At 42.8% G+C, this 14,834-nt stretch carries 16 protein-coding genes; 10 read left to right on the top strand and 6 right to left on the bottom strand.

From position 1 onward, the window contains the following. Positions 1 to 255: 255 nt before the first annotated feature. Complete coding sequence (locus tag R7Q11_RS12790) at positions 256 to 1,101, top strand: DNA ligase (protein ID WP_054579485.1); 846 nt, start codon at positions 256 to 258, stop codon at positions 1,099 to 1,101. A gap of 15 nt (positions 1,102 to 1,116) precedes the next feature. Here R7Q11_RS12790 and R7Q11_RS12785 read toward each other — a convergent pair whose 3' ends face one another. Both R7Q11_RS12785 and R7Q11_RS12780 read right to left on the bottom strand, forming a co-directional pair. Next, positions 1,117 to 2,115 (bottom strand): DUF3080 domain-containing protein, encoded by a 999-nt coding sequence (locus R7Q11_RS12785; protein WP_053303081.1) that lies wholly within the window; start codon positions 2,113 to 2,115, stop codon positions 1,117 to 1,119. A 134-nt stretch (positions 2,116 to 2,249) separates the two neighbouring features. Next, positions 2,250 to 3,620, bottom strand: a complete 1,371-nt coding sequence (locus R7Q11_RS12780) for an MATE family efflux transporter (RefSeq protein ID WP_005377626.1) — start codon at positions 3,618 to 3,620, stop codon at positions 2,250 to 2,252. 392 nt (positions 3,621 to 4,012) lie between these two features. Between R7Q11_RS12780 and R7Q11_RS12775 the strand changes: the two genes are divergently transcribed. After that, a complete protein-coding gene (locus tag R7Q11_RS12775; protein ID WP_054579486.1) occupies positions 4,013 to 4,624 on the top strand; it encodes a riboflavin synthase in 612 nt (203 codons plus the stop codon). Between the two features lie 75 nt (positions 4,625 to 4,699). Here R7Q11_RS12775 and R7Q11_RS12770 read toward each other — a convergent pair whose 3' ends face one another. Continuing rightward, entirely contained in the window at positions 4,700 to 4,894 is a 195-nt protein-coding gene (locus R7Q11_RS12770) for a CPXCG motif-containing cysteine-rich protein (protein ID WP_017634925.1), read from the bottom strand. A gap of 253 nt (positions 4,895 to 5,147) precedes the next feature. After that, positions 5,148 to 6,014: a fructosamine kinase family protein gene (locus R7Q11_RS12765; RefSeq protein ID WP_225466491.1), complete on the bottom strand. Its 867-nt coding sequence runs from the start codon at positions 6,012 to 6,014 to the stop codon at positions 5,148 to 5,150. Positions 6,015 to 6,238: 224 nt separating this feature from the next. On the opposite strand from R7Q11_RS12765, the gene R7Q11_RS12760 reads away from it, so the two are divergent. The 3 genes from R7Q11_RS12760 to R7Q11_RS12750 all read left to right on the top strand — a co-directional run bounded on the left by R7Q11_RS12760 (position 6,239) and on the right by R7Q11_RS12750 (position 8,710). Further along, positions 6,239 to 7,213, top strand: coding sequence for a response regulator (locus tag R7Q11_RS12760; protein ID WP_042523017.1), 975 nt, complete (start codon positions 6,239 to 6,241; stop codon positions 7,211 to 7,213). Then, positions 7,213 to 8,175: a GGDEF domain-containing protein gene (locus R7Q11_RS12755; RefSeq protein ID WP_005377621.1), complete on the top strand. Its 963-nt coding sequence runs from the start codon at positions 7,213 to 7,215 to the stop codon at positions 8,173 to 8,175. The genes R7Q11_RS12760 and R7Q11_RS12755 overlap by 1 nt, the downstream gene beginning before the upstream one ends. Positions 8,176 to 8,365: 190 nt before the next feature. Beyond that, entirely contained in the window at positions 8,366 to 8,710 is a 345-nt protein-coding gene (locus R7Q11_RS12750; RefSeq protein ID WP_005377620.1) for a DUF3802 family protein, read from the top strand. Positions 8,711 to 8,754: 44 nt separating this feature from the next. On the opposite strand, the gene R7Q11_RS12745 is transcribed toward R7Q11_RS12750, so the two are convergent. After that, positions 8,755 to 9,249: an NlpC/P60 family protein gene (locus R7Q11_RS12745; protein ID WP_005377619.1), complete on the bottom strand. Its 495-nt coding sequence runs from the start codon at positions 9,247 to 9,249 to the stop codon at positions 8,755 to 8,757. 134 nt (positions 9,250 to 9,383) lie between these two features. Between R7Q11_RS12745 and R7Q11_RS12740 the strand changes: the two genes are divergently transcribed. From R7Q11_RS12740 to R7Q11_RS12725, 4 genes are all read left to right on the top strand, one after another. Beyond that, positions 9,384 to 11,402, top strand: coding sequence for a methyl-accepting chemotaxis protein (locus R7Q11_RS12740; RefSeq protein ID WP_005377618.1), 2,019 nt, complete (start codon positions 9,384 to 9,386; stop codon positions 11,400 to 11,402). Between the two features lie 270 nt (positions 11,403 to 11,672). Beyond that, positions 11,673 to 12,086, top strand: coding sequence for an NUDIX hydrolase (locus R7Q11_RS12735; protein WP_025766662.1), 414 nt, complete (start codon positions 11,673 to 11,675; stop codon positions 12,084 to 12,086). A gap of 210 nt (positions 12,087 to 12,296) precedes the next feature. Then, on the top strand, positions 12,297 to 12,677 hold the full coding sequence (locus R7Q11_RS12730) for a hypothetical protein (protein ID WP_025766661.1): 381 nt from the start codon (positions 12,297 to 12,299) through the stop codon (positions 12,675 to 12,677). 48 nt (positions 12,678 to 12,725) lie between these two features. Next, positions 12,726 to 12,944 carry a hypothetical protein gene (locus tag R7Q11_RS12725; RefSeq protein WP_005389537.1) on the top strand — a complete coding sequence of 73 codons (219 nt, stop codon included), beginning with the start codon at positions 12,726 to 12,728 and terminating at the stop codon, positions 12,942 to 12,944. Between the two features lie 103 nt (positions 12,945 to 13,047). On the opposite strand, the gene R7Q11_RS12720 is transcribed toward R7Q11_RS12725, so the two are convergent. Then, on the bottom strand, positions 13,048 to 13,863 hold the full coding sequence (locus R7Q11_RS12720) for a sterol desaturase family protein (RefSeq protein WP_225466490.1): 816 nt from the start codon (positions 13,861 to 13,863) through the stop codon (positions 13,048 to 13,050). Positions 13,864 to 14,003: 140 nt separating this feature from the next. On the opposite strand from R7Q11_RS12720, the gene R7Q11_RS12715 reads away from it, so the two are divergent. Next, on the top strand, positions 14,004 to 14,753 hold the full coding sequence (locus tag R7Q11_RS12715; protein WP_021033873.1) for a tRNA-uridine aminocarboxypropyltransferase: 750 nt from the start codon (positions 14,004 to 14,006) through the stop codon (positions 14,751 to 14,753). Positions 14,754 to 14,834: the final 81 nt, after the last annotated feature.

Here is a 14,834-nt window from a genome sequence, read left to right as displayed (position 1 = left end):
TAAGAGGTGTTGAACCTAAAGAAGTCATTAGAGCGGGGGATCTCGTCATGATTAGATTCCAACTCGATTGACGAACCATCCGCCTTAAGTGAATAACGTGTAACGACTAAATGCAAAACCTGTCTAAAGTTTATGATTATCTTTGCAAATTATTACTAATGTTGATTGTTATGAGTCGAAGAACAACTAGTAATAAATAGGTCATCGAGAGGACTTACGTTTCAATAAAGACGATTTTTTGTACAAGGTCTTCTTATGCCATTAAAAATGACATTAATTGCGCTGGCTGTTATGGCAGCGTCTTCACAGCTTCAAGCGGATACGTCTCTCGCACCACCAGTTTCTCTTGCACAAAGCTATCAGGATGGCATTGATGTGTCTGAATATTGGTATAGCGAAAAACTTGATGGTGTTCGCGCTTATTGGACTGGGCAACATCTCGTGACGAGAAATGGTAATCGAATCCACGCCCCAGATTGGTTTACAGGACCTTTACCTGATTATCCGTTGGACGGTGAACTTTGGGCTGGGAGAGGTAACTTCCATCTTGTTCAGCAAACGGTATTAGATAAAACTCCTGTAGAGTCTGCTTGGCGACATATCGACTTTATGATCTTTGATATGCCATATTCCGCTGGTGATTATCGGAAGCGTTATTACAACATCAAAGACTTAGTGCTTGAAGTCGACCAGCCTCATATCAAATATGTCGAGCACCGAGCGATTCAAAATGAAGCTCATCTGTTTACACAGTTGGATAAAATTTCAATATCCGACGGTGAAGGGGTGATGTTGCGGAAGGTATCAAGCCGCTATCAGGCTGGACGCGGTAGTGATTTGCTTAAACTAAAACGATACGCAGATGATGAAGCGTTAGTTGTGGGTTATAAGCCAGGAACAGGGCGCTTATTAGGTATGATGGGAGCAATGTTAGTTCGCTTACCAAATGGCATTGAGTTTTACATCGGTAGCGGATTTACCGATGAAGTGCGTCGCCAGCCTCCGAAAATTGGTTCAACCATTACATTTAGATATAACGGTTTTACACATACTGGTAAACCACGTTTTGCTCGATTCTTGCGTGAAAGGTTGAAGGAATAGAACGCTCTGCACTTACTAGTTGCCAACGGTTACGCCACATCGTTTGAAGAGACCCTGCCAAAACTGAACGTGGTTTAGGGTTTCTTGCCTAAATGTCCTATGTGCCTCAATGATGCCATACTGGTGACCATGGAGTTGCATACGGTTCTCCACCAAAGTGGCACCATCATTAAGTTGTTGATAGGTACTGTCTAAATAAGCCAAATAAGGTTGCACTTCTTCAACGTAAATGGATTGAAAGACATTTCTTAAGTAGCGGAACTGAGTGGTGTCTCTGTTCGGCCCGCACAATACATTGCTCTGGTTCTGCTCAAGTAGCTGAGTTGTCGCTTTTAACCAAAGGGATGTATTTACCATTGAATAGTAAAGTCGTCCGAGTAAACGAGATTTCTCTAACTCTTCTTGATATTGCGTAACTTCCACATCGGGTAGACGTGAGACCGCGCGGTGGGGTAAATCATACATTTCGCTGAAAATACGATAGACATCGTTAATGCGTGCAATATCATTCGTCGTGTCTTGAGATAGCCAATCAGAGGCAGTTAGTTGCTTTTGCATGGCATCACTTACGAGTAGTAAGTTGTCGAGATGAATGTCTAAATGTTGCCACTTGGTTGCGTAAAGCTCTGTCAATGTCGCGCGTTCTTCATCGCTAAGTGGAAATTCGGATAAACATCGATTCATGACTCTTAAAAGGGCAGTTTGATAATCAAAATCATGAAAGGCATCCTGCACCTTTCCAAGTTGTGAGTTTTTCTCGGCAAGTAAATTAAAGAGTCCGCACTGTCGTAATTGATAGCTCTCTAGCAGGCCAATAGATAGCCTTGGCAATGGCTCGAACAAAACGCGTTTCGCAGGAATCGTTACCGTAGACTGTAATGTTATTGGAATAGCAGGAGCTTCCAATACATTGGCTACACGTTGATGATACTTATCAAACATGGCGTTCTCTGGATTGAACCAGTTATCACAACCATTAAGAATCAAGATTAAGAACAATAAAATAGACCGCACAAATATCCTTTTTTATAACTTCGTATCCGTTGTCTAGAGAGCAAAATCAACCGCTTCATAATCTTGTTATAAGTATACTCAACCGTGTGATTATTCGATCAAAAAAGCCAGCGGAAGCTGGCTTTTTTTACTTTTTATTGAACTGAAAAGTTCAATTGCACTTCTGGCTCTTGGCGATGCATCCAACGCATTCTGACGCCTAACATAAAGGCCGCAGAAGATAGGCCGATGATAAAACCAAGCCAGAAGCCTTGTGCTCCCATTGGCTCGACAATCCAGTCTGTACGGCCAAGGACGTAACCAATTGGCAGCCCAAGAATCCAATAAGCAATAAAAGTACGGTTGAAGATAGCTCGCATGTCTTTATAGCCGCGTAATGCACCAGCTGCGATCACTTGAACCGCATCCGTACATTGATAAACAGCGGCAAATACGAGCAGGTGCATCGCTAGAGTGATTACCTCTGGGTTGCTAGTGTAAAGCTCGGCGATCCACTCACGAGACAATACGGTTAAAATCGCTGTGAGAACGGACAATGCTAGACCAACCATAATGCCGACTCGTGACGCTACGCGCGCGCCATCTACGTTTTCTTCACCAAGTCGATGGCCGACACGAATGCTTACTGCTGCACCAATACTCATTGGTAGCATAAATACCAACGAGGAGAAGTTAATCGCGACTTGATGCGCTGCCACAATGATAGGACCTAGTGGTGAAACGAGCAGTGCAACAACAGCAAACAGTGTCACTTCAAAAAACAGCGCTGCTGCAACAGGAAAGCCGAGCTTGAATAGACGAACTTGCGCTTTCCATTGTGGGCGATGCCATTCTCCAAATAGGTTGATGCTTTTCAACCGCTCTGATGTCATCACATACAGCAATAGCATGGCAAACATGACCCAGTAAACAATCGTGGTTGCTACACCACATCCAACACCGCCTAATTCAGGTGCACCAAACTTGCCGTACACGAAAATCCAGTTTAGAGGAATGTTGAGCAGCAAACCGATAAAGCCAATAACCATTGCCGGTTTCGTCAATGACATACCATCCGTAAAGCTTCTAAGCGTTTGGAAAAGTAAAAAAGCGGGTACTGCTAGTATAACGGCATGAATGTATCCCACCGTTTTTTCAGCCATCAGTGCTTCAACATCCATCAGCCCGAGAATAAACTGGGTTTGAAGCAGGACTGCAATTATCGGCACACTGATCAGCAATGCCAAAACGACGCCTTGCTGAATTTCAAACGGGATTTTCACTCTACGACCAGAGCCATTTAACTGTGCGACAACAGGGACCAATGCCATTAATAAACCCACCCCAAACAAAATGGATGGTAGCCAAATACTTGAAGCGACAGAAACCGCAGCCATGTCGGTGGCGCTAACGCCGCCAGCCATTACGGTATCAACAAACCCCATACCAGTTTGAGCGACAGATGCGATCAATACCGGGGTCGCCAATTTGATAAGACTTGATGCTTCTTCTTTATAGCGATGCACGAAAAATACTCCAGAGCGGAACAATAAGTTGAAAGAATGAGAGTACTCGAGGGCAAAAGATGTGGTGAACGGATCTGATGGTTGATTTTAGTCACGATAAGGTGAAAAAATGCCTCGGAGAAACTCCGCGCAAATGATAAACAATTGTATGTTTATATTCCATAGCTAGGTAGTGAATAGTCGATAACACTGACTGGACGCTCTCCAAGCTAAGGATACGCTTTTACTGAGAACAGCAGCGAATCATGGTAATGTTGAAGTATGCATGAGAACAAACCAGTGTTCATTAAGCCATGGCTTTATCGTCTGCGGTCTTTATTTCCGACCTGTAGCGCAGTGTTTAGGGCTTAGTCTTCGACTACAGTTGGTATTAAATCAATAGGTAAAAAGAAATGTTTACAGGAATAGTTCAGGGTACGGCGAAGGTCGTTAAAATTGATAAAAAAGAACGCTTTCAAACGCACGTTGTCGAGTTAAGCGATGAACTTTGTAAAGGGTTAGAAATTGGTGCATCCGTTGCACACAACGGATGTTGTCTAACTGTGACTAAGATCGAAGGCAACCTTATCAGTTTTGATTTAATGCAAGCGACATTGGCTCTTACTAATTTAGGTCGGCTGGTGGAAGGGGATAGCGTAAACATTGAGCGCGCGGCTAAGTTTGGTGACGAAATAGGCGGGCATGGTATGTCTGGTCATATTAGTTTAACGGCAGATATTGTCGATATCATCGATACGCCCAATAACCGCACGATTTGGTTCCAACTGCCGCAAGAATCAATGAAATATGTATTAGCGAAAGGTTACATTGGTTTAGATGGCTGCTCGCTAACTATTGGTGAAGTTGAAGCGTGTCGTTTTTCGGTACACCTAATTCCAGAAACCTTGCAGCGAACGCTTTTCGGAGTGAGACAAGTAGGGGAGCGTGTTAATATTGAGTTTGATCCTCAGACTCAAGCAATTGTTGATACTGTTGAGCGCGTTCTTGCAGCAAAACAGCTTTAGAATGAGAAAAAGGAGCCTAGTGCTCCTTTTTCATTTAAGCGTTTTTATATTTCTGATGTTCACATGCTCGAGCTGTTATTCGTAATTGTCATCGATAAATAGTTCGACCTTATCTTGTAACTCATCCACTCGCATATTTAGGTGGATAGCGTGGCAACAAGCTGGGCAATCATCATAAAACTCTTGGTCACCATTACTTGCATCTAATGTAATGCCGATAGAGTGTCCGCAATGCGGGCACTTTACATACCTTTCGGTATAATTTTTCATACAACAACTCCTAATCTCGCAGGGCTTTTAAACACACTATTCATCAATGAAGTACAGCCCTTTACTTACTTTGCCTACAAGGAAAATAGGCACAATCCAAAGTTAAGTCTCCTTTGATATTAGGCAGAGTTGTTGCTAATTGAGTCGAAATAAGTACAAAACTTGACCCCAAACTCAACCTTGAGCTTAGGGTGATTTTCTGTAGTGATGTGCCTCGAGATTTTACATCTTGAAATATGCAGTGGCTTCCAAATTAATAAGAAATGATTTTATTAATAACCAGTTGAGCCTGTTCCAAGTAATGGCCGCCAAACAAATTACAATGGTTGAGAACATGGTAAAGGTTATAGATATCTTTACGTTCCTCATAGCTTGAAGAAAGTGGCATAACCGATTCGTAGCCTTGATAAAATTCTGGCTGAAATCCACCAAGAAGCTCTGTCATCGCAATATCACACTCCCTGTCCCCCCAATAGCACGCAGGATCGTAACAGATAGGACCGAATGCAGTGAGTGCCGCATTTCCATTCCATAAATCGCCATGCAACAAAGAAGGTTTCGGAGCATGGTTTGCTAGCCGCTGTTTTACGACGTCGATAAAGTTATCGATATCAACCAAGGTGACGCCTTTTTCTTTAAGGAGCTGTAATTGCCAACCTATGCGTTGCTCAGCAAAGAATACACACCATTTCTTGTGCCATTTGTTGGGCTGTAGAGTCGAACCGAGATAGTTGTCGGTATCAAAACCAAACTCTTTTTGCTCGCCCCACTGGTGTAGGTGAGCTAATTGCTGCCCAAATTTAAAGCTGTTGGGACCATCTTCTAATGGTTTCGTTGGAAGGTAGTTAAGAATTAGGAATGAGGCATTTTTGGTTTTACCAACCAATACCACCTCAGGTACAAATAGGGTTGATGTTTCACGCAAAAGATGCAGGCTTTCAGCTTCTACCTCAAATTTAGACAAAAACTCGCGATCGTTAATTTTCACAAAATAACGTTGCTCGCCATCATTGATCATGTAGCTTTCACTGATATCCCCACCAGACAGCCTTACTTTTTCCGTGATCTGGTAATCGAACAATAAAGTATCAGAAAGCTGTTGCGATATTGCTTGCCACATACAAAACCTCGCGAATCTATTTGACCACCAATAGTTTAGGATAAATAGCAGGGAGTTGGCGCTATGTTGAGCATACTTAGTAAAGAAACCTTCCTCTTAGTGTAGTCAATTTGTATAAATGTGAATCAAATCGCTTATAAGCCTCTGATTTGTTGGCTTAGCATATGGAGATGAACGTTTACAACAGGTATTATGATTTTTTTGACGTTAGTTCCATTGGTGGCATGAAAATACTGATATGTGATGACTCAGCTGTTGCAAGAAAGCTTATTGCGCGTTCTATCGTACAAGATACATCATTGCATCTTATTGAAGCGCAAGATGGTTATGAGGCGCTTAATATTCTTGCTGAGCAAAATATCGATATTTTGTTTCTCGATTTAACGATGCCTATAATGGATGGTTTTGAGGTCCTCGAATCATTACCTGTTAGTCAGTACCCGACCAACATCGTCATTATTTCTGGAGATGTTCAACAAGAGGCAAAACAGCGCTGTCTCGATCTTGGTGCTCAAGCTTTTATCGCTAAGCCTCTGACAGAAGAGCAGGTGCTCCCACTATACGAACAATTAGGACTGCATTATGCGTTCAAACCTAGTCATTCGGTTGATTCTAAAAACCAGGGTTGCGAAGAGCTTTCCTTACTAGCCAAATTCCGTGAAATTGCGAACATTGCCCTTGGTAAAGGGGCTGCGATTATGGCCGACCATTTACATGAGTTCATACAACTTCCTGTTCCTCATGTTGGACCGTTGTCCTACGGCGAGCTTCATATGACACTGGTTGATGTGGTTGGGCGTGACAGTTCCGTTGCGGTAGCGCAGAGGTTTGTCGGTGGTGGTATTCACGGAGAGGCACTGGTGTGCTTACGTGGTAGGGATATCAATCAGATTGGGGAAAAATTAGGTTACCTCCTTGAGTTTACGCCTCATAATGAAATCATCTTGAATATCTCTAACCTACTGGTTTCGTCATTTCTCACATCATTGGGCGATCAACTCGACAAGCAGTTCTCACTTCGTCAGCCAGGCATTGTGGATACCTTAACACCTTATTGTGAAGAGCAAGGCGAGTTGGGTGAGCTCTTTACTATCGAATACACCTACATGGCAGAAGCGCTCGATTTCGAGTGCGAGGTACTGTTTTTAATTGATAAGCCATCCGTAGAAATAATCTATGAAATCATGGAGCTAATCTAATGTCCGATATCACGCTGGACATAGCAGACTTTCATTGGGTCACACAAATTCTCGATACGATGGATTCAGGGCTTATTGTTTTGGATCAAGAGTATAAAGTGTGTGTGTGGAACAGTTTTATGCAGTCATACAGTGGCATTCTATCACAAGAAATTCTTGGTGAATGTTTATTTGAGCATTTTGAAGAGCTGCCAAGAACTTGGCTAGAAACCAAGATAAAAGCTGCCGCCGATCTGGAAACTCGTTCTTTTTCTAGCTGGGAAAACCGACCGTATCTTTTTAAGTTCAACAATTTTTCTCCGGTTTCAAACAGCAGTGATTTTATGTATCAAGATATCGTGATCACGCCGTTAATTGGGCTCTCAGGAGAGGTCAGCCACATAGCGATTCAAGTCAATGATGTTTCTGAAACTGCGAGAAATCGCATTCATTTGAAAGAAACAAATCAACATTTGTCGGAAATCAGTCGCAAAGATGGTTTAACAGGTTTATTTAATCGCGCTTATTGGGAGCAATCATTGAAAGATGAGTTTGCTCACTTAAAAGTTATCGACGGACCATGCTCATTAGTAATATTCGATATCGACCACTTTAAGAAGGTGAATGATACTTATGGTCACCCGACAGGGGACGAAGTCATTCGTCGAACCTCTGCCTTGTTGAGAAAAACAGCAAGAAGCAGTGACATCTGCGGTCGTTTTGGTGGTGAAGAGTTTACCGTACTACTTCCTCACACAAACCAGGAGCAAGCTTGCTATTTCGCAGAGCGTTTGCGCAAAAGAATTGAGCAAGAGATCGTGAAAGTGGAAGATTTTTTGATTAATTACACGATAAGTATTGGTGTTTGCGAGTATAAGCCTTATTTTGAAACTCACACTCAATGGTTAAAGAGTGCCGATGCTGCGCTGTATCGTGCAAAAGAAAATGGTCGTAACCAAACCTGTTTGCATGAAAATGGCTGAAATATAAAAAGGTTTGAAGAAACCCTGTATCCGAATTCAGTGAAGCAAAGCTCAATTGTTTGAAAATCATCCAGTTGGTTCGTGAATGTTTGTTAATATGAAATAAGTTAATGAAATTTTCTCGGCATGTCTTACTATTGAAACTATTCTGCTTTCAGCTTCGAAGGCTTGCAATAAACGGAGAAAAACAGTGGTTTTAGAAACCGATGGATATCTCGCTCTTATCGAGCACTTGTCTCTAAATCTAGATATTTTTACGACCGAAATTGGCGACACTGGATCCGAAAGCATCGAAGATGTTGTCACCGATATGGTGGCTTCAAACATCATGGCGATTTTTGAGCAAAATCCAGAACTTCACTCGAGCGTACGTTTCAAATTGTTAAAAGAGGCTGATGCAGTTGTTGAAGATCTTGGTGAGATATTGGCTGGGGTATGGCATAAAAAAGCGACCAATGAACAGATCACGTTCCTTGATGAATACATCGCTCTGGTCAAAAATCTGTTCGATAATGCTGTTGCGACTTACGACTGATATTGTTTTAACTTACAGCAATGTCCGGTTAAGAGTAAGAAGAGTTACATTGTAACTCTTCTTATTTGCCAAAACTTAGATGCCCAGTATGGGTTGTCGATTCTTGAAATAATCACACCTCTAGACGTCGATGCATGCATGAACTGCTTGTTACCCAAGTAAATTCCGACATGATAAGTTGTACGTCTTGTTTTAAAAAACACTAGATCCCCTTGCTTGGCATCCGTCCAACTTAACTCCACACCTTGCGTTGATTGCTGCCTCGTTGTCCTTGGTAAAGAGAGCTGATAAGCCTCAATAAACGCTTTTTGTACAAATGCTGAGCAATCAATTCCAGATTTCTGTGTCCCGCCTAAGCGATAAGGCGTGCCGTGCCACTCTGTGTAAAACTCGAACAAGTCGGGGTTGTCCGACAATAGCTGATTTGTAGGTGCTGTCACTTGAGCTTGCTCACTAGGCTCAGGCCCAGAAGAGCAGGCGCTTAGTAGCACACTGATTATCAAAGGAAAATATACTCGACGCAAATCACCACCTGTCATCTCTATGACTCACAACTGAAATATTAGTGTCATAACCAATCCATAGTATGGGCTGCAAATCACGGTTTTGTCTCACAAATGTGACGGAATCACTGCAGAACCGATTCAACCTTAAGAAAGAATAAAAATTGATTATGGCAAAGCGAAAACGCTCACGCACATCACTTTCACTGATTCAGGCTGTCAGTGCAACATTTTTAACTATCATTGCTCTTGTTATAGCCCTTTCTGTCTCAAGTTTCAAAGGAATGGAACAGGTAGGGGAACAATTTGAAGACTTGTCGCAAAAAGCATTACCAATCGCGATGGCAAACGCAAAGTTAACCAGGAATGTATTGGAGATGGTTAAGCTACTCAACCATGGTATGCAGATTACTGAGCCGAAAGAGTTGCCTCTCATAAAAGAGCAAATCGACTCTCTTGCAACTCAAAGCACAACTTTGGTTGTGAAAGCGTCTGGTGTAGCTCAGCAACTCTCGGAGGAGTTAGACACCAAACTAGCGCGTTTACATAACATCACGCAGTCCATTTTGTTGAAGCAATCTTCGGTGATACAAATTCAAATGGATATTGATGCCGCTGTTGGTGGTTTTCGCTATGGGCTTAGCTCTATCGGCCCGGAAATGAATCGAATCAGTTCGTTCCTTAGTGCTGATAATCCTGAGTCGAGCGATGCCGCTAACCGTTTCATTGCTTCTGCAAGCTCAATGGAAAGTACGTTCTTAGTCATGATGATGCACTCAGAATTAAACAAAGCCGAAAAAGAATACCGAGAAATGCGAAATCGCATAGCAGGTATTAAACTCGCCTATGAAGACTTCCAATCTTTCCATCCTGAAGTAAGTGAATATGCAAGCTTAACCGCACCATATGAGATGGTGAAACAAGGCTTTAGTGAAAAGGGCGTGCTGCGTTTGATCCTCGCCAAACTAGAACAAGGGGAATTGCAACGTTCAGAGTTTAAACAGGCTTCGATGCTTGCGGATGAAACCATGCGGTTACTTGATCAAATCTCCCAAACCGCTGGTCAGTTGATCGATGAAAAGGAGCGGGTGGTCAACGAGACCATTGAATCGGTGAGCGTTGTGCTCGTGTTTGCGGCGTGTGTGATTTCTTTTATTATTCTGGTTACTTGGTTTAGTCTCAAGTCATGGACAAACCGAGGGCTAAGGAATGTACTAACGCGTCTTTCAGCACTTACCGAACATGATTTTCGTGACAAGGCAGAAGAAGTTGGCCCCTATGAGCTGAAAGAAGTAGCACGAAAGTTGAATCAAGTAATCGATTCCACACATGACTCCATTCAAACGGTGACGCGCAATTGTGAAACGCTTTATCAGACGGCAGAAGTAAGCCACAGTGCAGCCGAACAAACAAGTGATGGGTTGGCAACACAAAATGAAGCGTTGTCGAGTATGATCACGACCATAACGCAGCTTGAAGCCTCTATTCGTGAAATAGCAATGGTGACAAATGCATCTTCACAGGACTCGCTCCTTGCAACCCAACACACTGAAAAAGGGGTTCAAGTCGTGGAACAAAACCGCGAACGTTTGGAGTCATTAGAAAGCTCTTTGGATGTAAATGAACAGTCAATGTTAGAGCTAGACCAGCGTGTTAAACAGATTCGTGAAATGGTGGATATGATCAGTGGGATCGCGGACAACACCAACTTACTTGCTCTCAACGCGGCAATAGAGGCTGCCCGTGCTGGTGAGCAAGGGCGTGGATTTGCGGTTGTCGCTGATGAAGTTCGCAAACTTGCAAGTGATACCTCTCAACAAACTACGAACATCCGAGAAATGATGAGCGAGCTTATTACTGCCGCAGAGCGCTCGCGCCAAGCAGTTAATGATTCAAGAGAAGAAATGACCCACGCGCTACAGTCCAGCAATGAAGTGAAATCGACATTCTCTGATATCAACCTCGCGGTTAAGCACATTCAAGAACGTGTTGAGCAAATCTCAGTTGCTACAGAAGAACAAGAACGAGCGACGGCAGATGTATCTCAATCCATCACACATATTTCTGATCTTGGCGAACGCACAAAGCTGCAGCTTGAGTCTATGGTTGAGAGTTCTGAGCAAGTGGCGGAAATTGCTGGGCACCAGCAAGCAATGCTGCACAAGTATGAGCTTCATCAGACCAAGTAAATGAGATGTTTCCACCGACTAAAAGCAGAACCTCGGTTCTGCTTTTTTGTTACGGCTACTCATTTAATGGCTCCTATTTGCATCGCAAAAGTGAGTTACATCTCATCTCGTTCATTTCTAAAGGGTTTAGTTATCACAACGTGATGTTAATGCTTTGTTCGAGGGACTCGTTGACTAGAATGTCGCCAGAATTCAAAGGAATGAATCATGCAGCTTCATGCGATTTTTTTATATCCAGAGAAAGCTAAAGCCATAAGAAGGAGTGGTTTTGTGATCGATAAAGTTTGCCCCGTCGTTCTACGTAATCAAAATCAAGAGATCCTACTTTTTAAACATCCGTTGGCGGGTGTTCAGCTCGTCAAGGGCACTGTTGAAGTGTTTGATGAAAGTTACATCATAGCGGCCAAGCGGGAGCTCGCTGAGGAGTCTGGTATCACACATGTTCGTTCCGCACGATATTTATGCTCATGGGACAGTGGCTTTCAAAATCAAGCATGGCATTTTGTTTTGTGTGAGTGTGCTGATCTCGCTAATTCATGGCTGTTTCATACGCAAGACGATGGTGGACATGATTTCGCGTTCTTCTGGCACGATGTCGAGAGCGGCCTTCCCGCGAATGCACATACTGTGTTTCAGCGCGGGCTGGAAAAGGTACGAGAGTTGCTAAACCAAGGCGTGATTTAAAGGAGGATTCTGTCGTTGCATTGGCGGATTTGGGACAATGACAAAGCAAACACTATGCTTCTACTAGAAGCAAATAAAGAAGGTAGAGTAGCCGTTATTGTTCTCATCGTGTTGATAATGGCACTGTCGATCTCAAAAATGGCGATGAGATTACAAATGTTTAAGTGACTTCTATATGCTTTGCTCATTCATTCAGATAAGGAAACGGTAATGGATAAATTCGTCTTGTTTCTCTTATGCCTTTTTATGACAGTTGGCGGAGTGGTTCATCTTTATGACAACATTGTTGGTGGCTTTTTACCTTACGATTTTGCGCCACGCTGGTTGAATATGTATTGGAGCGCTTTGGGACTATTGGACTTATTAGCAGCGTATCTATTGGTCAAGCATCGCCGCTCTGGCATAGTCGTTATGTTATTGATTCTTATAACCAATGTTATCTTTAGTTCCCACGCTCACTATACATTAGAAATATTAGATAACAACGTCGCCCTACAAATGAAGACACTGTTTTTAGGGTTCTCATTTGGGGTATCTATCTGGTTATGGAATGCGCGAAAACATAGTCAATCGCGCCAAATATTTCGTTAATTATTATTTTCACAACACTCGATTAAGGATTGTAAACAGGGACTCGTTATGAACGATTTTAAAGACTTGGCCAGTTTTGCTGGTTTCAGCGTACTGACAGGTTTGAGCTTTGCCACCACTTTCTTCAGCCTTGCTTTTCTATACAGCTCAATAGAGGCACAGCAAGTAATGAACACCAATGCTTTGGCATGTGCAGTGCTTGGTGTTGTTGGTTTATTTGTTGGTATTACTCAGCTAAACAAAAAGCGTCAGCTGGCAGAAAACTAATCTGTTCTTACACATCATGAGGATGAAGTAGTGTTTAACTGGGGTTTAGGCTTGGTCTATTCGTTTTGTTGACATACTTCATCCAACAATATTTTTTCAACCATTACTTCTTCTCTTTATTGTAGCGAAAGGGCTGCGTTAACAGCTTATCTAATCTTTGCTCTTCTTCGTCTCTAATTTCCGGCACACCAATAACAACATCTTCATGACCCAACTTAGGCTGAGCTCGGTATGTCCCAAAAAAGCGGTCCCAAACTGAAAGGAAAAAACCAAAGTTTGAGTGGGTCTCTTTTACTATCACTGAATGGTGCACGCGATGCATGTCTGGTGTAACGATGACGTTTCGCAGTTTTTGGTCCATAGATAAAGCCAGTTTTGCATTACTGTGATTAAACATCGCGCTCGCATTAAGCACAATTTCAAATACCACAATTCCGATAGGTGAAACACCTAAGATAAACACGGCTGCAATTTTTACTCCCATTGAAATGATTATTTCGAAGGGATGAAAGCGTGCGCCTGTAGTGACGTCTATGTCGAGATCGGCGTGATGCATTCGGTGAACCTTCCACAGCGGTTTTACATGATGAAAGACAACATGCTGAGCGTAAATGACGAAATCAAGCAAAATGACGGTTAGGAAAATGTTTAACCAATCGGGGAGGGACAGAATATTCAGCAGCCCCCATTGTTGCTCCTGAGCTATGACCGCAGCTTGAAAGGCGGCGATAGGCATGATTAAAGCAATAACTAGGCTGTTAAAAGCAACCAATGACAAGTTATTGACCCAGCGAAACCTGCGCGAAGCGGTCAGTGTTTTTCTAGGCAATTTGTTCTCCCAAATGGCACAAAGCAATAATACGCCAAGGAAAAAGCCTAATCTGAGCCATGAGGGTTCTTGAAATGTCGTTTCTGTCACTGTCATTCCCTTATTTATTTCTTTATCTATGACCGAGATAAGTGTGAAATTATTTCAACACACTGCTGATGGGCTTATCTTGAGGAGAAACCATAATATCAGTAGAATCGCGCTCTACTTTTTACTTGGCATTACTTACCATGAGAATTCACGCTTTCCACCGTTTATATCAGTACCGACAATCTATCTCAACCAAGCCTTTCAACGCGCGTGGATGTAAAGTGGTTCGTTGCCAATATTGCCAGGTTTCTGAGCAACACTGTTTGTGCGACCTTCAGCCAAACATTAAGGCTAATATTGCATGTATGTTGATTGTTTCTGAAAACGAAGTATTTAAGCCAAGTAATACCGGTCGTCTAATCGCTGATACGATTCAAGAGACTTACGTGTATCAATGGAACCGAACAGAACCGTCTGAAGAGATGCTAGCGCTACTACAGGATGACAGTTACCAACCGGTGATTGTATTTCCTGCAGACTATGTGGATGATCCCTCTCGTTTAATTGAAGATCTAGAGCCAGGGCGATTGGTAAAAGAAGATGTCGAGAACAAAAAATGGTTGCTGATCTTTATTGATGGTAGCTGGCGTGAGGCGCGAAAGATATTCCGTCGTTCTGATTTTCTTAAATCTTTGCCTGTGCTTTCCATTGAGCCGGAATCTCTGTCTGAATACATCATGCGCCGCTCCGAGAATGAGCAGCATCTTTCAACCGCCGAAGTCGCGACATTAGTTTTAAAACAAGCTGGTGAGCCGAAAGCTGCGGAATGCCTTCAATTGTGGTTTGAAGCCTTCAGAGAAACTTACATGCTGAGCAAGACTCGAGTCAAAAACGACCCTAACCAGCCACACTTGAAACGTTTCAAAGAGTGGATGAAAACCGAGAGCTGACTCTAAGGAATGAGCTTTTGTTGATGGTATGTTGTTCAACTGGCTTCGGTGAGGGGATAAATCTGCATTCGGTCACGGTTT

The organism is Vibrio sp. 970 (assembly GCF_033339075.1).
This window is presented reverse-complemented; position numbering and strand designations above follow the sequence as displayed.